The sequence below is a fragment of the Staphylococcus sp. Z5-21 genome, from assembly GCF_056529615.1.
Genome location: NZ_CP096462.1, coordinates 1,406,254 through 1,426,292 on the forward strand (window position 1 = coordinate 1,406,254; position 20,039 = coordinate 1,426,292).

Annotated in this window: 17 protein-coding genes and 1 riboswitch; of the genes, 8 read left to right on the forward strand and 9 right to left on the reverse strand. The window is 31.9% G+C overall.

Going from position 1 to position 20,039, the window contains the following annotated elements; genetic code table 11:
* Positions 1–51 precede the first annotated feature (51 nt).
* Positions 52–230: riboswitch (Lysine riboswitch) on the reverse strand.
* Positions 231–410: 180 nt separating this feature from the next.
* Together M1D64_RS07000 and M1D64_RS07005 are read right to left on the reverse strand one after the other, a co-directional pair.
* On the reverse strand, positions 411–1,241 hold the full coding sequence (locus M1D64_RS07000) for an aldo/keto reductase (protein WP_002483327.1): 831 nt from the start codon (positions 1,239–1,241) through the stop codon (positions 411–413).
* A gap of 220 nt (positions 1,242–1,461) precedes the next feature.
* Entirely contained in the window at positions 1,462–3,066 is a 1,605-nt protein-coding gene (locus tag M1D64_RS07005; RefSeq protein ID WP_002483328.1) for an ABC-F family ATP-binding cassette domain-containing protein, read from the reverse strand.
* Between the two features lie 144 nt (positions 3,067–3,210).
* Here M1D64_RS07005 and cvfB point away from each other — a divergent pair, with 144 nt between their 5' ends.
* The 6 genes from cvfB (at position 3,211) to phoU (ending at position 9,105) form a co-directional block, all read left to right on the forward strand.
* On the forward strand, positions 3,211–4,110 hold the full coding sequence (cvfB, locus tag M1D64_RS07010; protein WP_069821978.1) for an RNA-binding virulence regulatory protein CvfB: 900 nt from the start codon (positions 3,211–3,213) through the stop codon (positions 4,108–4,110).
* Positions 4,111–4,527: 417 nt separating this feature from the next.
* A complete protein-coding gene (locus tag M1D64_RS07015) occupies positions 4,528–5,487 on the forward strand; it encodes a PstS family phosphate ABC transporter substrate-binding protein (protein WP_002483330.1) in 960 nt (319 codons plus the stop codon).
* A gap of 127 nt (positions 5,488–5,614) precedes the next feature.
* On the forward strand, positions 5,615–6,544 hold the full coding sequence (gene pstC / locus M1D64_RS07020) for a phosphate ABC transporter permease subunit PstC (RefSeq protein ID WP_069838000.1): 930 nt from the start codon (positions 5,615–5,617) through the stop codon (positions 6,542–6,544).
* A 1-nt stretch (position 6,545) separates the two neighbouring features.
* Positions 6,546–7,463, forward strand: a complete 918-nt coding sequence (pstA, locus tag M1D64_RS07025) for a phosphate ABC transporter permease PstA (protein ID WP_011303140.1) — start codon at positions 6,546–6,548, stop codon at positions 7,461–7,463.
* A gap of 108 nt (positions 7,464–7,571) precedes the next feature.
* The gene (gene pstB, locus M1D64_RS07030) at positions 7,572–8,447 is read left to right on the forward strand and encodes a phosphate ABC transporter ATP-binding protein PstB (protein ID WP_011303141.1); all 876 of its coding nucleotides are present in this window, start codon (positions 7,572–7,574) and stop codon (positions 8,445–8,447) included.
* A 7-nt stretch (positions 8,448–8,454) separates the two neighbouring features.
* Positions 8,455–9,105 carry a phosphate signaling complex protein PhoU gene (gene phoU / locus M1D64_RS07035; protein ID WP_002483334.1) on the forward strand — a complete coding sequence of 217 codons (651 nt, stop codon included), beginning with the start codon at positions 8,455–8,457 and terminating at the stop codon, positions 9,103–9,105.
* 54 nt (positions 9,106–9,159) lie between these two features.
* On the opposite strand, the gene pepF is transcribed toward phoU, so the two are convergent.
* The gene (gene pepF / locus M1D64_RS07040) at positions 9,160–10,971 is read right to left on the reverse strand and encodes an oligoendopeptidase F (protein ID WP_069821977.1); all 1,812 of its coding nucleotides are present in this window, start codon (positions 10,969–10,971) and stop codon (positions 9,160–9,162) included.
* 249 nt (positions 10,972–11,220) lie between these two features.
* Here pepF and M1D64_RS07045 point away from each other — a divergent pair, with 249 nt between their 5' ends.
* Entirely contained in the window at positions 11,221–11,571 is a 351-nt protein-coding gene (locus M1D64_RS07045; protein ID WP_011303144.1) for a membrane protein, read from the forward strand.
* Here M1D64_RS07045 and M1D64_RS07050 read toward each other — a convergent pair.
* On the reverse strand, positions 11,553–12,602 hold the full coding sequence (locus tag M1D64_RS07050) for a siderophore ABC transporter substrate-binding protein (RefSeq protein ID WP_480977436.1): 1,050 nt from the start codon (positions 12,600–12,602) through the stop codon (positions 11,553–11,555). The genes M1D64_RS07045 and M1D64_RS07050 overlap by 19 nt on opposite strands.
* Before the next feature lie 911 nt (positions 12,603–13,513).
* Here M1D64_RS07050 and M1D64_RS07055 point away from each other — a divergent pair.
* Complete coding sequence (locus tag M1D64_RS07055; protein ID WP_041080531.1) at positions 13,514–14,035, forward strand: HdeD family acid-resistance protein; 522 nt, start codon at positions 13,514–13,516, stop codon at positions 14,033–14,035.
* A 366-nt stretch (positions 14,036–14,401) separates the two neighbouring features.
* Here M1D64_RS07055 and M1D64_RS07060 read toward each other — a convergent pair whose 3' ends face one another.
* From M1D64_RS07060 to trpB, 5 genes are all read right to left on the reverse strand, one after another.
* Complete coding sequence (locus tag M1D64_RS07060; protein WP_041080529.1) at positions 14,402–15,661, reverse strand: aminoacyltransferase; 1,260 nt, start codon at positions 15,659–15,661, stop codon at positions 14,402–14,404.
* A 27-nt stretch (positions 15,662–15,688) separates the two neighbouring features.
* The gene (locus M1D64_RS07065; RefSeq protein WP_002483340.1) at positions 15,689–16,951 is read right to left on the reverse strand and encodes an aminoacyltransferase; all 1,263 of its coding nucleotides are present in this window, start codon (positions 16,949–16,951) and stop codon (positions 15,689–15,691) included.
* Between the two features lie 361 nt (positions 16,952–17,312).
* Complete coding sequence (locus tag M1D64_RS07070) at positions 17,313–17,969, reverse strand: type 1 glutamine amidotransferase domain-containing protein (protein WP_002483341.1); 657 nt, start codon at positions 17,967–17,969, stop codon at positions 17,313–17,315.
* A gap of 135 nt (positions 17,970–18,104) precedes the next feature.
* Positions 18,105–18,830, reverse strand: coding sequence for a tryptophan synthase subunit alpha (gene trpA / locus M1D64_RS07075; RefSeq protein WP_037538451.1), 726 nt, complete (start codon positions 18,828–18,830; stop codon positions 18,105–18,107).
* A complete protein-coding gene (trpB, locus tag M1D64_RS07080) occupies positions 18,823–20,037 on the reverse strand; it encodes a tryptophan synthase subunit beta (RefSeq protein WP_069821975.1) in 1,215 nt (404 codons plus the stop codon). The genes trpA and trpB overlap by 8 nt, the downstream gene beginning before the upstream one ends.
* Between the last annotated feature and the right edge of the window lie 2 nt (positions 20,038–20,039).

Sequence of the window (20,039 nt, forward strand, 5' to 3'; positions counted from 1 at the left end):
TTATATAAAAAAAGAACAAGTCCGAAATGCGAACCTGTTCTATATTATATATACAAGTGATGCACTCCATTATCTTAAAATAATGACAGACTCTTAGCTCTTAACCATAAAGTCCAACATGTTATAAGCTGCTATTATAACCGTTTCGGCATCTCACCCTTTCAAAATTAGCTGCTAGCAGTCAGATTCTTCTAATCTTTACTAATGATTGATGCGCCTCATCAAAACCTTATTAAATTTTTGTTTATGTTTCACATTATACATAGGCTTACATGTACTGTAAACCGCTTTTCTTTAATTTTTTAAATTTACTGAAAAATATGACATTTAAGGAGTGTTTTTTACCTCAAGAGTGTAAAATGATATCTTTTTGAGGTGTTGCTTTTTTAAAACACAAAATGATGATTCTTTTAAAATTCCTCGTACGATGCCGGATCTTGACCTTTTAGTCGGCCATCTTGCTGTGTCAGACTATTAATTTTATCAATATCTTGTTGTTCTAAAGTAAAATCAAATATATCTTTATTTTGAATTTGTCGCGCAATCGATGTTGATTTAGGAATAGGGACAATACCATTTTGTACATGCCATTTTAAAATGATTTGAGGGATTGTTTTATTATATTTTTCTGCTATAACAGCAATATCTTTATCCTTAATCACCTCAGATGCACGACCTAAAGGACTCCAGGCTTGTGTAATGATGCCTTTTTGATTATGATATTCAATCATGTCCTGCTGATTAAAATAGGGATGCAGTTCAATTTGATTAACTACAGGCAACACACCTGTTTCTTTTTCTAAATTTTCAATATGTTCTGGTAAGAAATTACAAACACCAATAGATTTTATCAAGCCAGCTTTTTGCGCATCTATCATTGCTTGCCATGCTTCTACATACTTGCCTTGTTTAGGATTAGGCCAGTGGATTAAGTATAAATCTAAATACTCAACACCTAAACGATAGATTGATTCTTGAATCGCAACCATAGCTGCATCATAATCTTGATAACGACCTGGTAATTTTGAAGTAATGATAACTTGATCTCTTGTCACATGACTATTGTCAATCGCTTTGCCCACAGTACCTTCGTTTTCATAATTATATGCTGTATCTAACAAGCGATATCCTTGATTTAATGCATTCGTTATTGCGTGTGCACCATGCGCACCATTAAGCTTATATGTACCAAATCCAATTTGAGGTAATACTTGACCGTCAATCATATTTAAATTTTTCATTTAAACATTCCTCCTACAGTTAATTAATTATGATTATATAATTGTGAAAATGCTTTTTAAAGCAATCGGCCTATACCTCTTTTTAAAGTAGGGGAATGAAAAAACGTGACAAAAGTCTATTTTCAAAAATGTGATGTCATAACTACAATAATTAGGTGATGATATGAAAAAAGCGTCTAAAACATTTATTTATGTCTTAGACGCTTAAATATGATTACAATTATTTAGCTAATACACCAGTTTCTTCTAAATAGGCTTCATAAGAAATCTCTTTTGAAACTGCACCAGCAGGATTTAAATCAATAACACGGTTCGCGATTGTGTTAATAAATTCAAAATCATATGACGTAAAGATGATTGAACCTTTGAAGTTCTTTAATCCATCATTTACCGCAGTAATACTTTCTAAATCTAAATGGTTTGTCGGTTCGTCTAACAATAGCACGTTTGCACTTGATAGCATCATTTTACTTAGCATACAACGTACTTTTTCTCCACCTGAAAGCACACTTGCTTTTTTCTTAACTTCTTCACCACTAAATAGCATACGTCCTAAGAAGCCACGTAAGAATGTTTCAGTTTGTTCGTCTTCCGGTGCATACTGACGTAACCAATCTACTAGATTCATGTCTACACCTTCAAAGTAGTCAGAGTTATCTTTAGGGAAGTAACTACGTGAAGTTGTGACACCCCATCTTACTGAACCTTCATCTGGTTCCATCTCACCAGCTAAGATTTTCAATAATGTTGATTTAGCAAATTCACTATCTCCAATTAATACAGCTTTATCATTAGGATCCATTGTAAATGAAATATTGTCTAGAACTTTAACACCATCAATTGTTTTTGAAAGGTTTTCTACAAACAATAAGTCATTCCCAATTTCACGTTCTGGAGTGAATTTAACAAATGGGTAACGACGCGATGAAGGTTGAATATCATCGAGTTCGATTTTTTCAAGTTGTTTCTTACGACTTGTTGCTTGTTTTGATTTTGAAGCATTTGCAGAGAAACGCGCAACGAAATCTTGTAATTCTTTGATTTTTTCTTCTTTTTTCTTATTTTGATCTTGTGCCATTTTCATTGCTAATTCACTAGATTGATACCAAAAATCATAGTTACCAACGTAAACTTTAATTTTCCCATAATCTAAATCGGCAATGTGAGTACATACGTTATTTAAAAAGTGTCTGTCATGAGAAACTACAATAACTGTATTTTCAAAATTAATTAAGAAATCTTCTAACCAACTAATTGCAGGGATATCTAAACCATTGGTAGGCTCATCTAGTAGCAATACGTCTGGTTTACCAAAAAGACTTTGAGCCAATAAGACTTTAACTTTTTGATTATTTTCTAATTCTGACATTGTTTTATCTTGTAAATCTGCTTTTATACCAAGACCAGATAGTAGGGAACCAGCATCTGCTTCTGCATTCCATCCATCCATTTCTGCAAATTCGCCTTCTAATTCTGCTGCTCTAATACCATCTTCATCGCTGAAATCAGGTTTCATATAGATCTCATCTTTTTCTTTCATAACAGCATACAAACGTTCGTGACCTTTAATAACAACATCTATAACACGTTCATCTTCAAATGCAAAATGATCTTGTTTTAATACTGCTAAACGTTCATTTTTCCCCATTGAAACATGACCAGTTTGTGCATCTAATTCTCCAGATAAAATTTTCAAGAACGTTGATTTACCTGCACCATTTGCACCTATCAAACCATAGCAATTGCCATCTGTAAATTTAATATTTACATCTTCAAATAGCTTACGATCGCCAAATCGTAAACTTACATCAGTAACTTGTAACATGCATTTACTCCTTTTCGTTAATCTACCGCACAAATTATAACACACTTATCTTGCACTTTCGACCTTTCGCGCTAGACTGATGCTTGTTTTCCTATAGCATGTTATAATATAGAAGAATAAATTTTATGAACGAAGGAGAAAAGTATGGCCCAAGATGAAAAAGATATTGTAGGTTCAATAGAATTCCTTGAAGTTGTAGGTTTAGAAAGTTCCACTTACAAATTAAAAGGACCCAATGGTGAAGAAGTTAAATTAAACCAATCTGAAATTAATGATGAAGATGAATTACAAATAGGTGAAGAATATAGCTTTTTTGTATATCCTAATAGATCAGGTGCATTATTCGCTACTCAAAATATGCCTGACATTACTACGAATAAATATGATTTTGTAAAAGTTTTAAAAACTGATAGAGATGGTGCACACGTAGATGTTGGGTTACCACGAGAAGTACTGATTCCTTGGGAAGATCTTCCGAAAGTTAAAGATGTTTGGCCAGTACAAGGTGATGAACTATTTGTTACTTTACGTATCGACAGAGATAACAACATGTTTGCTCGATTAGCGACAGAAACAATCGTTGAACAAATGTATACACCTGTGTTCGATGACGAGAAGCAAAACCAAGTGATAGAAGCAAGACCTTATCGTTTACTAAGAATTGGCAGTTTCTTACTATCTAAAGATGGTTATAAAATATTCGTTCATGAAACAGAACGTAAAGAAGAACCTCGATTAGGTGAAAATGTTAGCGTTCGTATCATTGGTCATAATGAAAAAGGGGAACTAAATGGCTCATTCTTACCCTTAGCACATGAGCGATTAGATGATGATGGCCAACACATATTTGACTTATTAGTTGAATATGATGGGGAGTTACCTTTTTCAGACAAATCTAGTCCAGAAGCAATCAAAGAAATATTTAATATGAGTAAAGGCTCATTCAAGAGAGCAATAGGCCATCTTTATAAAAATAAAATTATCACGATCGAAAGTGGTAAAATTGCCTTAACCCAAAAAGGTTGGGCAAGAATCGAAAAATAGTTTCTTCTATTATAAAGCAGTGAACGATTGAATTAATGAAATTTAAATCACACTTCATTATTTAAGCACTTTATTACAATTGCTATTCATTGATTCAGTAAAACATCATACAGCAATCAATATTAAAACCTAAAAATACTACTTTTTTGTAGTTATTTTTAGGTTTTTTTGTATTTTAACATTACAAATTCAAAACTTCTGTAATATTAAAAGAGGAGTATAACGTTGATTTAAAGCGATTTTTGAACCAAAGTGATCACCTAACATTACAAATATAAATATTGTAAACAACAACAATAATTCCTTAACAAAACATTTACATTATCTATATTTGTATTTAATAAAAGGTGTGTAGTATAGAGACTGTAAGAAATACATATAACTTTTGGGTTATTCACTTATTAGGAGGATGTTTCAATGAAAAAATGGCAATTATTTGGTACTACAGCAATCGGTGCTTCACTTTTATTAGGTGCTTGTGGCGGCGGAGGTAACGCTGATTCAGGTAAAGGCGAAGGAGAAGTTAAAGGCGATGGCTCATCAACAGTAGGTCCAATCATTGAAAAACTTAACGAAAAATTTGCTAAAGATAATAAAGATGTAACAGTATCATCAGGTACTTCAGGTACAGGTGGGGGATTTGAAAAATTCATCTCAGGTAGCACTGATTTTTCAAATGCATCTAGACCAATAAAAGATGAAGAAAAGAAAAAATTGGATGACAAAGGTATTAAATACGATGAATTCAAAATTGCTCAAGACGGTGTAACAATCACAGTCAATAAAGATAATGATTTCGTTGACGAACTTACTAAAGAACAACTTAAAGAAATTTACTCAGGTAAAGCTAAAACTTGGAAAGATGTAAATCCAAAATGGCCATCTAAAGAGATCAAAGCTTACTCACCTGACCAATCACATGGTACTTACGATTTCTTCACTGAAGAAGTTATGGACAAAGGGGATATCAAAGCAGAGAAAAATGCTGATACAAATGTAATTGTACAATCTGTTCAAAAAAATGAACAAGGTATTGGTTACTTCGGTTATAACTTCTATGAACAAAATAAAGATAAATTAAAAGAAGTTAAAGTTAAAGATGATTCAGGTAAAACAACTGAACCAACTAAGAAAACTATCCAAGATGGTTCATATGCATTGAGTAGACCATTGTATATCTACACTAACGAGAAAAAATTAAAAGATAACAAAGGATTCCAAGACTTCATGAAATTTGTTCTTGAAGACAAAGGTAAATCAGCTGAAGATGCAGGATTTGTTGCATTACCTAAGAAAGACTACACAGAACAACAATCTAAATTAGATGACATCATTGGTAAAGATAGTAAAAAAGACGACGACAAAGACAGTAAATAATTATAGTAAGATCGTTTAGGGTTGGGATTCTGGAATGGGGCAAAGTTAGATTCGTACGCTACTTTGTCATTTTTCCAGACCCAACTTTTTTAAATAATTGGGAGTTTACAAGAAGGAAGGAATTCACATGGCGAATAATAATCTTTCCGTAAGTGAAATGATTGAAAAAAACAACGCTAAAAAGAATGGTACAAGCGATAAAATTGCACCGGTCATTTTAGGAATCATTGCAGTTTTTTCTATTTTAGCAACTATCGGAATTATCGTGACACTTTTAACTGAAACAATTACATTCTTTACACGAGTTTCATTTGCAGACTTTTTCCTAACAATGGACTGGAATCCATTTTCATCAACACCTAAATATGGTATTTGGGCATTGATTCTAGGTACATTGAAAATTACAGTTATCGCGACTATTGTAGCTGTACCAATTGGTTTAGGTGCTGCACTTTACTTAAGTGAATATGCTTCAAGTAGAGCAAGAAGCATTATCAAACCTATACTAGAAATCTTATCAGGTATTCCAACAATTGTATTTGGTTTCTTTGCACTTACATTCGTAACGCCTATACTACGTTCTGTCTTTCCAGAACTAGGTAGTTTCAACTCTATCAGTCCCGGAATTGTAGTAGGTGTCATGATTATACCTTTAATTTCAAGTATGAGTGAAGATGCTATGTCATCTGTACCAAATAAAATGCGCGAGGGTGCTTTAGGCTTAGGCGCTACTAAATTTGAAGTTGCAACTAAGGTTGTTTTACCTGCTGCAACATCAGGTATCATGGCTTCAATTGTATTAGCAATTTCTCGTGCAATCGGTGAAACGATGATTGTATCATTAGCTGCAGGTAGTACACCGTCTTCATCATTAGATTTAACAGGATCTATTCAAACAATGACTGGTTATATCGTGCAAGTAGCAACAGGTGATGCGACATTCGGTTCAGATATTTATTACAGTATTTATGCAGTAGGTTTTACATTATTCTTATTCACATTAATTATGAACTTAATTTCACATTGGATTACGAAACGTTTCAGAGAGGAGTATTAAAATGGCTGAAGTTAACAACAATAGTAAAGCACTTGTCGATCAAAACACCGTTGAAAAGAAACTCTCTGGGAGATTGTCGATAAATAAACTTAATAAGTGGGCATTCTTTGCATGTACAATGATCGGCTTACTCGTCTTAGCGGCATTAATTATTGATACTTTAATTAAAGGTGTTGGACATTTAACTCCTTCATTCTTTACGAGCTTCTCATCTTCAACACCATCAATGGCCGGCATCAAAGGCGCCTTGATTGGTACTGTATGGTTGATGATTACAATTATTCCTATTTCTATTATTTTAGGCGTAGGTACAGCAATTTATTTGGAAGAATATGCAAAAGATAATGCATTCACAAGTTTCATAAAAGTAAGTATCTCGAATTTAGCTGGTGTACCATCAGTCGTATTCGGTTTACTAGGCTTAACAATTTTTGTAAGAGGTATGGGTATCGAATCATTAGCACTAGGTAATTCCATATTAGCTGCCGCACTCACGATGTCACTGCTTATCTTACCAGTAATTATTGTTGCGAGTCAGGAAGCAATCAGAGCAGTACCTAATTCAGTAAGAGAAGCATCATATGGATTAGGTGGTAATAAATGGCAAACAATACGCCGTGTAGTCTTACCAGCTGCAATCCCTGGTATTTTAACTGGATTTATCTTGGCACTATCACGTGCGTTAGGTGAAACGGCACCTTTAATTCTAATTGGTATCCCGACAGTATTATTACAATTACCATCAAGTATCTTTGATCAGTTCCAAGCTTTACCAATGGCTATATACAACTGGGCGAAATTACCACAAGCAGAATTCCAAAACGTCGCATCAGCAGGCATTATCGTATTGCTCGTCATCTTATTATTGATGAACGCAATTGCTATTTTCTTAAGAAACAAATACAGTAAAAAATTCTAATCGTACTCAAATATAAAGTGTATTTAACCAAGGCTAGTCTACTGGGAATATACTATGGATATTAAATCTATAGTCTGGCTAGCCTTATATAAAAAAGGAGTTTTAATTATGGCTAATAAACAAATAATTGATAAAAATGATGACTTACAAGCACATACAGATCGCAATGATAAACCTATTGCAACAATTGAATCGAATCATAAAGAGAACAAAATTCCAGATAGTGAAAAGAAAATTGTCTATTCTACAAAAAATTTAGACTTATGGTATGGCGAGAATCACGCACTTAAAAATATTAACTTAGACATTCTAGAAAATAATGTCACTGCTATTATAGGACCATCAGGTTGTGGTAAATCAACATATATCAAGGCTTTAAACCGTATGGTAGAACTTGTACCATCTGTTAAAACTGCAGGTAAAATTTTATATCGTGATAAAAATATTTTTGACGACAAACATTCAGTAGAAAAATTAAGAACAAATGTAGGTATGGTATTCCAACAACCAAATCCATTCCCTAAATCAATTTACGATAATATTACGTATGGTCCAAAAATCCATGGCATTAAAAACAAAAAAGTTTTAGATGAAATTGTTGAAAAATCTTTACGTGGCGCTGCAATTTGGGATGAGTTAAAAGACCGCTTAGATACAAATGCCTATAGCTTATCAGGTGGTCAACAACAACGTGTATGTATTGCACGTACATTAGCAATTGAACCAGATGTTATTTTAATGGATGAGCCAACATCTGCATTAGATCCAATTTCAACATTAAAAGTTGAAGAATTAGTACAAGAATTAAAAGAAAAATATTCAATTATTATCGTTACACATAACATGCAACAAGCAGCACGTGTATCAGATAAAACAGCATTCTTCCTTAACGGCTATGTAAACGAATACGATGATACAGATAAAATCTTCTCTAATCCTTCTGATAAACAAACTGAAGATTATATCTCAGGTCGTTTCGGTTGATTAATCTATGGCTATAATCAGACAAAAATACGAAGGCCAACTCGATGATTTAATGAAAGATCTGCGTCGGCTTGGTCTTCATGTATATCATAATATTGAATTTGCATTAATGTCGTTAAGTGAAGAAGATAGAAACTATGCAAGAGAATCTATTGCAAAAGATAAAAATATTAATGAACTTGAAACTGAAATTAATGAAAAAGTTATTATGCTGATTACTAAACAGCAACCAATTGCTACTGATTTAAGATTGATGATGGCAGCATTAAAAATTGCTTCTGATTTTGAACGTATAGGAGATAACGCTGCTAATATTGCTGAAATTAGATTAAGAGCAAAGATTATAGATAAATATGTGCTAACAAGGCTCAACACAATGGGTAAATTAGCATTGTTAATGTTAAAAGATTTAAATGATGCGGTTAGAAACAATGATATCACACTTATTAAAGAAATCATTGAACGCGATGAGGATATTGATGATCTATATAAAAATATTGTTAACACTACCTATCTCATTGATAATGATCCTTTTGTTGCCGGACAAGCGCATCTAGCAGCACGTCATTTAGAACGCATCGGAGATCACATTACGAATATTGCTGAAAATATATATTTCTTTATTACTGGTAATCGTTACGAATCTTACAATAAATAACAAAGAAAAGCGCAGTGAGTGTGAAATTGATTTTCTACTCACTGCGCTTTTCTTTTATTGTTCTGCTTCAATTTCGTCTGTCAGCATTTCTAATTCGTCAACAAGCTTGCCAATATAACCAATGGTTGATTTCAATGGCGCATCTGTTCGAATATCAATACCTGCAATGTCAGCTAATTCAACTGGTGATTTACTGCCACCAGCTTTTAATGTTTCTAACCATGCATCGACGGCAGGTTGGCCTTCAGTTTGAATACGTTGTGACATAACTGTACCAATAGTTAATCCTGCAGAATAAGTATAAGAATATAACCCCATATAATAGTGTGGTTGTCTCATCCAAGTCAATTCTGTACCTTCAGTTAATTTCACACTATCTCCAAAAAATTGACTATAAACATCTAACATAATTTGATTTAACACAGGTGCTGTTAACGACTCACCATTGTCGACTTTTGTGTAAACTTCTCTTTGATAGGCTGCTTCTAGTAAATGTGTAACCATATTATGATAATACGTTCTAGAAATAATTGAACCAATTACCCAACGTTTAAACTTCGGATCATCACTATTTTTAAATAAATAGTTAGACATCAACATCTCATTCATTGTAGAAGGTGCTTCAACAAAATACATTGATGCTTCTGATTCCAAATAATTTTGGTGTTTTTGCGCTAATGTAAAATGGCCAGCATGACCCAACTCATGCGCTAAGACAAATGTTTCAGTCATTTTACCTGTCCAAGAAATAAATACATAAGAATGTGAAGCATAAGGACTTGCACAATAAGCGCCTGTATCTTTACCTTTGTTTTGTGCAAAATCAATCCATCTTTCTTCATATGCAGCTTCGACCATCTTCAAATAATCTTGTCCAAGTACATCTAATGCACCATAGATATATTGTTTTGAGTCCTCTATGGAAATCTCTGGCTCATAATTTGGATCAATAGATACTTTTAAATCTTCAAAGCCCATAACATCAAGACCGTGCACGCGTTTGATTAACTTAGCATATTTTTGCATAATAGGCGCTAAATCACTCATAATTACATCAATTTGTCGATCAAACATATCACGTGTAACTTCTTGGTCTTGTAATAAGTAATCAATAACCGACTCGTAGCCCCTTAAATCAGCTTCAATTTTTTCTTGTTGAACTTGTAAATTATAAGTTGCTGCTGTTGTATGCTGATATTTACGTAGCGCATCACTAAAATATTTAAAGCTTGTTTCTCTAAAACCTCTATCCGGATTATCTTCGTATTCATTTTCAAATGTTGCATAATCTAAAGGATAATTTTGATTATTGTGCTCAAATGATTCAAAGTCAATATCTAGCATTTTAGTTGTTCCATATAAATCAAAAGCACCGTCAAAAGTAGGGGATAAACTAGCTAAAACTTTTTCAACTTCTGGAGATAATTTATATGCTTTTTTAGCTTTAATTTTTGTTAAAAAATGTGGATATTGTGATGTTTTAATTAATTCATCTAATGTCGTATCTGAAAGTTCGATAATCTCTGAAACAACAAATGATAATTCACTTGCTATCTTTCCATAGGAAGTTGAAAATTTAGCACTCAATGTTTGTGCTTGTTCATTAGCCGTATCGACACTTAAATTCAATTCGGCGTAATTTGCCATTCTGTCCAATTGAATTAATATATCAGAATATGCATTGAGTGCAACTTCAATCATTTCAGCATGATTCAAACGTTCTGTATATTGTTTATTAAATGCTTTGGCTGCTTCTAAAGTTTCATCTAACACTTGATAAAATGCTTCATCAGAACTAAATAATTCAGTAATATCCCAAGTTTCGTCTTTAGGGACATCACTTCTAAACTGTAATGTTCTAGTCATTTAATCACTCCTTCACATAATTTAGGTTTCATATTGATTATACATGAAAGACGATAACAAAGCACAATTGCAAGTTTAATTATCATTGAAACAGGGAAGGTAATTAGATGAAATGTATGGAATCTTTTGTCTTTAAAACAAAAGATTAGTACATACTACTATAGTCCGAATAAGATTGTGGTAAATTGTAGTATAATCTTAATCATTAAGTTAAAATTATAAACAAAAGATATGTAAGGAGTGCAACACATGACAATATTTGATATGCCTAATTATTTATGGATTTCAGTAGTTGCTGTGATATTAGTAACTATTTTCTGTAATCTAGCTTTAAATAAATGGTTTGTCCCAGCTGTATTAACAATCGTCGTATTAGGAATAGCTGCTTTCTTGATTCCTAATTTTGAAGATATTACATATGAACCATTATTAGGATTTGCGGCATTTATGGCTGTAATCAGTTTAATTATTAGTTTCTTAATTTGGTATTTCACACGCAATTGGAGACGAAGCCGTCGCGAGAAAAAAGCGAAAAAAGAAATTCGTAAACGTGGTGGTATTCCTAAAGATGAAATTGAGAACTATCGAGAAAAAAGATAGATATAATAAAAGCCATTGTAGTGGGTTACATTACAATGCCTTTTATTATTGCCACTAAATAGGATAGTTTTGATACCACCTTCACCGAAAAACCAACTGTTTGCTTCAAATAATGTAACGTCATTATTTTTAATTGCCTTTGAATTTTTTATAACATCATTCTGTAACGCTTGCGGCATACTTTCACTTTTTACATTTCCATGTTTAGTTCGATCAATGACAAATAATTTGTCTGGATTCATTTCATTTAAATATTCATTTGAAATAAGTATACCACTTGAGTTCGGTTTCATTTTTTTATCAGCATGTTTAATGCCTAAATCTTCATTTAAAAAACCACCGAATCTACCAGTAGTACCATAGGTTTTTATACCTTTATCATCTACATTTAGAAATAATACAGATTCATTTTCAATTCTTTTTTTAGTTTCAGCAACCTTATCATCCAGTTCTGTAATTAATGCCTTTGTTTCTTTTTGCTTGTCAAAAATTTTACCTATATTTTCAGTATTTTTCTTAATTGAAGCTATGTAATCATCGTTTTGAGGACTAATAAAAACAATTTTAGCATTTGGTACAGCTTTTTTCATTTCTTCTAAAGTTTTAGTATGTGCTTGCCTGAAAGAAGCAAAAACAACATCTGGTTTAGATTTTGCTAATTTATCGTAATTAGGTTGACCTGGGTTGCCAATATTGTTGTATTGGCTGCTTTTAAATGCTTTTAGGCTGTCTGGTAAAAATGAAGCACCTTGACCCTTAGCAATAGCAACGATATGGTCTTGCAATTTTAATTGTTGCATCACATCTAACACACCGTAATCCATTACTGCAACGCGTTTAGGATTAACCGGAACCTCTACAACTTCATGCTTAATTTCGCCTTTATTATGATCTTGATTTTTATCTTTAAACTCATAAGAAGTTTCAATTTTAACTGTTTCTTTAGATGCTTTATTACTTTGGGTATGACTACAAGCACCTAAAAATAAAAAGCAAAGGGCGGTTAATGCAATACATATAAACTTATTCATATACAATCTCTCCTTTAATATAAAAGTTAATTATATATTAATTGAAAATCATTATCAATTAGAGATTTTAGAAATACTAAATGATTGTGTGAAGTTCATAGCAATTTCGAATTAACATACCAATGCAATGATTAAGTCTAATGATTAAGTCTACAGGAAATAACACATATGAGATTATCAATATACGTATAATTATCATATTAAAGAAAGTCAACGAGCAATAATGATTTAGCAAATTATAATCAAGCTAAAACAATGTGAAGCATATGTAATGTATTCATATTAGCATAGAAATTATATAGATAGTACAAGCATGTACTAAGAAAAAGGGTTCCGAAATTGGAAAATATCTCAATATACATAACTTCCTATAATATATATTATGTAAACTAAAATACAGAAAATATTTTTACTGGAAAATTATTATGCTTTCATAGCATTTAACCTTAACTTAGTAACTATAATGAATTACCTGATTTTTATACTTAATTGTTCTGTTTAATGTTACGTATGATACACATGATTTTAAATTTGATTCTCACTTAAGTTATCTATTTGTAAATCATTTCTTTGTTATAGATAATTTCAACACTTATTGTTATGACTACAAATGGCCATTTCATTTTAAGTTACTTATTTGCAATCACATGAACAAAGTACCCACAATATCATTTTAAAATGCTCAGAAATGCAAATCTCAGCGCCTATGTTTAACGCTTACTAAAATAATTACTAAATAAGATATCCAATCGCTATCACAATCTCAGTAATCCTTAAATAAATGGTTTTTATTAAGTTCAAACTACATTATAGGTTTACATAATATAAATATGATAATCTTAAAATCTTTTAGTGTTCCTTTTCTTTTTTTGGGTATATACTGTTTAGAGAATATTTTAGGAGTGAAATTTATGCAACGATCTTCAGGTATTAAATGGTCAAGTTTGATCATTGGTGTTATTTTCTTAGTTATTGGCGTATTTATCGTTAGTTTTCCAGAAGAAAACTTATTTGCTATAACTTGGTTAATTGGTCTTTTATTTATTATTAATGGTTTTATAGAAATTTTCATCCGTCGTATAATGAAAAAAGCGACACAAAGGGGCTCCAAATTACTGATTATACTTGGTATAATTAATATAATCATCGGTTTGTTAATCCTATTTAATGTCGTAACGAGTACAACCTTTATTATTTATTTATTTGCTATTTGGTTTATTATTAATGCTATTTTCAATATATTCACCGTAACACCAGCTGAAAAGTCGAATAAAGCTTTCCATACTTTTTCAATTTTACTAAATGTAATTGAAATTGTTTTTGGTATTATTTTATTATTCAACCCGTTAATCGCTGCGGTAATTATTGCTATATTTATGTGTATTGTATTCTTTATCATAGGTATCACATATATTATTGATGCTTTGAATTAATTTAATATAGCAAATGAAATTTTATATTTTAACTAGGGCGCTTAATCATAAAAATCAAAAACCATAAAAACCATGTTGTGATTTGTCGAATTACAACATGGTTTTTTTAACCTATTTTATTACTTACACCGAGTAAATATATATATTTTTTATATTTACTTTTTTAAATCATTATGCTATTGTTATATTGATATTATATAATTTTATGCTATAATAAAAAATGTGGCTAACAACTAGAATCAACCTCATAGAATATGCCACATACTAGATTACCGTTATATTGGAAAGCCATCCTTTTATAACGAATCCTAAACAAAAGAAAGCATACTGATATACGCTTACAACCAGTATGCTTTCTTTTTAATATTATTTTTTAATTTTCTTTCTAACATTATTCAACGTATTAAATAACCAATATTTCGATTTCTTAATTGGTTTATAGAAATCACCAATCAATTCCTCAATTTGTACGTTAAAGCCTCGTTTAAAGCGATATACACCGTAATCTTCGCTATTTTCAGTAAAGTCACCTGATAGACCATAGAAATTATAACGACCATAGCCATGATCAAAGCAATAATTCATCATATACCAGTGCATCATATAGGGTCCCATATATTGATTATATTTTTCTGATGAACCACCTGAGAAATAATTCACTTCATATGCATTTGCAAAATAAACACCCGCGGCTAAGTTTAAAACAGCACCGTCAGTTAGTCTTAACTCACTCGCATGAAGTAATTCTTTTTTATCATGTTCAATCTGTTTGTCTAGCTCTGCAATTTTCTTCAATTGCTTATCAGATTTATTCTCATTTTGCATCATTTTATCGCGGCGTGATTCTTTTTCATTAATGCTTTCTTGAGTATGATTAATATATTCATCCAAATCAATGTATGCCAATGGGATTAATGCTTTATCACCGTAATTGTCTATAAAGTTATAAAAGTATTCATCCGTTTTAGAAACAAAACCAGTACGTTCTTCTGTTTCACGATACAATTCTAAGAAAATATCAAATTCATCTCTTGTTAGTAACCTTACCTTCACGCCAAAATTAATTGCCTTGTTTATATTACGTTTTCTTTGGCTATCAAATTGTTTTTTTAATGAAGCTGGTGTTTCACCATCAAGGTTTAATACGCCCATCCATCTAACTTGGCTAGATGTATCATACGATGTTGTAAATCCGTGATGTATATAACGATGAGATTTGAATAAATTAACGAGTGCATCATTCTTATCATGATTAGGTGATGGATTAATATCCTTATCATATATTTGATAAATCCAATATGGATCCATTTTGACATATAAACAATTATGCTGTTGCAAATAAGTGTCTAATTCACGTAAATAGAAATCTACTAACCCCAAATCATTATAATCCATAACTGGACCGCGATTTGAATAATAAACATAGCTTCCCATTGTAGGAATTTTAGAGAAAAGACTAGCAGCAATAACTTGATTATCGTCATCTTTTAAGCCTAATAATACAACTTGAAATCCATCTTCTTCCCTTGTCGCAATATTTTCTTTCACTTGAAAATAATGACTCTCTAATGCTGGATTCTGTACAAAATTGTCATATTCTTTGACAGTTAACTCTGTAAATTTCATTCTAGCTTAGTTCCCTTCTATTTATGTTTATTTCTTTTTATCCTTAATTTTTTTCAATGTCGTATAAATTTTGTACATTGGCTTATTAATCGGTTTAATAAAATCACCAACATATTCTACTACATCTGCATTAAAACCTTTTTTAAATTTAACAACACCTGCATCTTCTGCATCTTCAGTAAAATGACCACTAATACCATAAAAATTATATCTATCTATATTATGATCTATAGCATAATTAATCATCTTCCATTGTATTGCATAACTACCAGCAAAATGTCTAAATTCATTAGATGTACCACCTGCATAGTAAACGACTTCATAAGGATTAATAATAAAGTAAGCTGCAGAAATCGGTAATTCGTTACCATGCTTTTCTTGTAACGCAGTGGCTTCATCTATTTTTTGTTGGTTTGCAATCAGTTGTTGTTCTAAATTTTCTTTTTTATTATACGCTTTTTTATTTTCTGGTCTTTTTTCTATATCCTTAACTGCTTTATTTATATCTTTACTTAATACTTCGCGTTCAGCCTTTAATTCTGTTATATATTCATCAAAATCCATATAAGCTAATGGGACAAGCACACGATCTTTATAATACCTTAACCTATTATAATAAAAATCGTCATCTCTATCGTCAAAATCCTTTGTTTCAGAAGTATCTTCCATGAATGAGCGGAATATTGGCAACTCATCTTCACCTAAAAATCTTACTTTCACACCATTTTTCTGTACTTTTTTAGTATTTCGTTTACGTAAACTATCCATACCATTAAGTACGTCTTTAGCAGTTTTTCCAGCTAAATCTAAAACAGAATGGAATCTTATTTGAAGTATTGGGTCAAAGCCAGTTAAAAAACCTTCATGCTTATAACCGAGTTGTTTCATTTTATCAAAAATCCAATCGTGACCCGCATTTGCTAATACTTCACCATCATGATTACGATATTGATAAGCAAGATAAGGATCTACTCGTAAATATAAGGCATTATGTTTTTTTACATATTTTGCTAATTCGTTAAAGAAGTAATGCACGAGTTCTTTATTTTCAAAATCTATGACTGGACCTCTATTGGAATAAAAATACTTGAAGAATTTCATAACAGGCACAGCTGTAAGTAAACATGCTGCAATTACTTCATTATCATTATTCTTAATTCCTACTAGGTGTGTTTCTGTACTTTCTGCAATTTTCAATTCATAATTTCCAACCATTTGCGTAAAATGACTATTCGGCATTTTATCCGTAAATGCACCGAACTCTTTTGCAGTTAAATTCGTAAATTTCATTTTTTATATACTCCTATTTATCTATAGTTCTATTTTCGAGTTTAATTCTCAATCTAGATTATTATACAATATTCATTTATAAAACTAAATCATTAGCCTGTACATAATCTTTCTAATGCAATGATTACACTGCGTTTTATGTATTATTTAATTATATCACTACTTTTATTTTAACAAAGCGTAAGCATTTATTCATATTTAACATGTTAGATTTATAATTTAATTATGAATAACTTTTGGTTTTATTACCTTAATTATATATTTACTGTCATCTTCACTTAATTTATTTGTAAATACATGATAAAACCGGAGAACTTATCTCGTTCTCCGGTTTTATATTATTTCAAGAAAAAGTTTCTAATTATAAAGCATCTCTGATTGCTTTACCTATTGCTACACTTGATTGTGGATTTTGACCAGTGATAAATTGGGCATCAGATTCAATATGCTCTGTAAAATCATCTTTTGTCACAAACTTAGCACCTTGATTTTCCAATTCCGTTTGAGTTAAAAATGGAACTTTGTCTTCCAAGCCCATCGTACGTTCTTCATTATCTGTAAATGATGTTAATGTAACACCTTTAACTAAGAAATTGCCTTGTTTATCTTTGGCACCCACAAATGCACTTGGTCCGTGACATACTGAAGAAATAATTTTCTTTTCTTCTTTAAAGTCTGCAAGGATATCTGCTAATTGTTGGTTATGTGCAAAATCAAATACGGTACCATGTCCACCAGGTAAATAGACTGCATCGTACTGTGATACATCAATATTTTCAATACTTGGTACTTGTTTTAACTTTTCAACAAAATTAGCATACTGATTTAATTCATCATTTTGTGTAGAATTTGGATCTAATGGAATTTCTCCACCTTCAATCGACACGATATCCACATCAATACCTGCTTCTGTTAATATATTATAAGGTTCGCTCGCCTCTTCTAACCATAGTCCAGTTGGCGTGCCATCATCATATTGACTTCTACTCGTAATTATGAATAATACTTTTTTACTCAAATTAAGTCACCTCTTTTAAAAATAAAGGTATGAACGATAAATAATACCAACGATACTATTTATCTAACTCTTCCTCTGATATCATATTACCCTTATTTTTAATGCATACACATAAAAATATATGACAATCTTTGCTTAATTCAAGACATTTCTTATTGTTTTTAAATACTCAATGGTAGTTTGTTTATCGTCATTTTCAAAGCGTTTTACTATTTCACTACCTATCACTACGCCATCTGAAGCTTCAATAATATCTTTTACATGTGCTGCTGTTCTTATACCAAATCCAGCTACTACAGGAACTTCAGTATGTGCTTTTATATCTTTAATTCTATTTTTTAGCTCTGGATGAAATTTACCATCTTCGCCTGTAGTCGCATTCATCGTTACAGTATAAATAAATCCTTCTGCATCCTTAGCTATTTGATGACTTCTAGTATTTGAAGTTGTCATAGCAATTAATGAAATAATATTTGTTTTTCGTTCTGGATGACGCGCTTTAAGTTGTTGCACCAACTCATGAGGCAAATCAGGTATGATCAAACCATACACACCTGCTTCTTCACAAGCATTCAAAAATGCTAATTCACCATAATGATTTATGATATTGTAATATGTCATTAACACATACTTACTTTGAATCTCATCTTGATTTTCTGTAAGTTGATCGAAAATATATTGTATATTAACGCCTTCTTGAATTGCTTTATTACCAGCATTCATGATTACCGGCCCATCAGCAACAGGGTCTGAAAATGGAACACCCACTTCAACTATATCTGCACCTGCTTCACTTAGTGTTTTTACATTTTCAATAAAGTCTCTGTTGCCCATAACATAAGGTACAAATAATTTATGCATGCGTGTCACCCTCCTGTTTCATATAATTTCTGATCGTTTCCATATCTTTATCACCGCGGCCTGATACTGTAACCACAAGTATTTCATCTTTACGCATCGTAGGTGCCAATGTTTCTACATAACTTAAGGCATGTGCACTTTCGATAGCTGGTATGATACCTTCCGCTTTAGTAAATCGCACTAAAGCATCCATCGCTTGTTTGTCACTTGCAGTAGCATATTTCACTCTTCCAATGTCATGATAATATGAATGCTCTGGACCAACGCCAGGATAATCCAATCCTGCAGATATTGAGTGTGCTAATTGTATTTGACCATCATCATCTTGAATTAAATACATTTTTGTACCATGTAACACGCCTTCTTTACCTTTATTTATAGCAAGCGCGTGTTTATCTGAATCTATTCCGTCGCCCGCTGCCTCAACACCGTAAAGCTTAACATCATCCTTTACAAATGGATAAAACGTCCCGATGGCATTAGAACCACCGCCTACACATGCGACAATAGCATCTGGTAATTGACCTTCTTTTTCATGAACTTGTGCTTTAATTTCTTGACCAATAATTTTTTGAAAGTCTCTTACAATAGTAGGAAAAGGATCAGGTCCCAGTGCAGAGCCTAGCAAATAATGCGTATCATCAACATTGCTTACCCAGTACTGTAATGCTTTATTGACTGCATCAGATAATGTGCCTTGTCCTTCAGTGACTGATTCCACTTTTGCGCCTAATAGTTCCATTCTAAACACGTTTAATGATTGTCTTTTGATATCTTCTTCACCCATAAACACAACGAGTTCCATATCAAATAAGGCAGCTACAGTTGCACTAGCAACACCATGTTGCCCCGCTCCAGTTTCGGCTACTAATTTATTTTTTCCCATGCGTTTAGCTAACAGTGCTTGACCAAGTGCATTATTAATTTTATGTGCACCCGTATGGTTTAAATCCTCACGTTTCAAATAGATTTTTGCACCACCAAGTAATTCCGAATAAGACTTAGCATATGTTAGCGGTGTTTCACGACCTACGTAATCTTTTAAGTAATCATCAAGTTCTATCTGAAATTGAGGATCATTTTTAGCGTCCTGATAAGCTTGTTTCAATTCTTGTATTGCGGGCATTAATGTTTCTGGTACATATTGTCCACCATAATTACCGAAAAAACCAAATGCATCTGCTTCTGTTTGTATATTTTCAATCATAG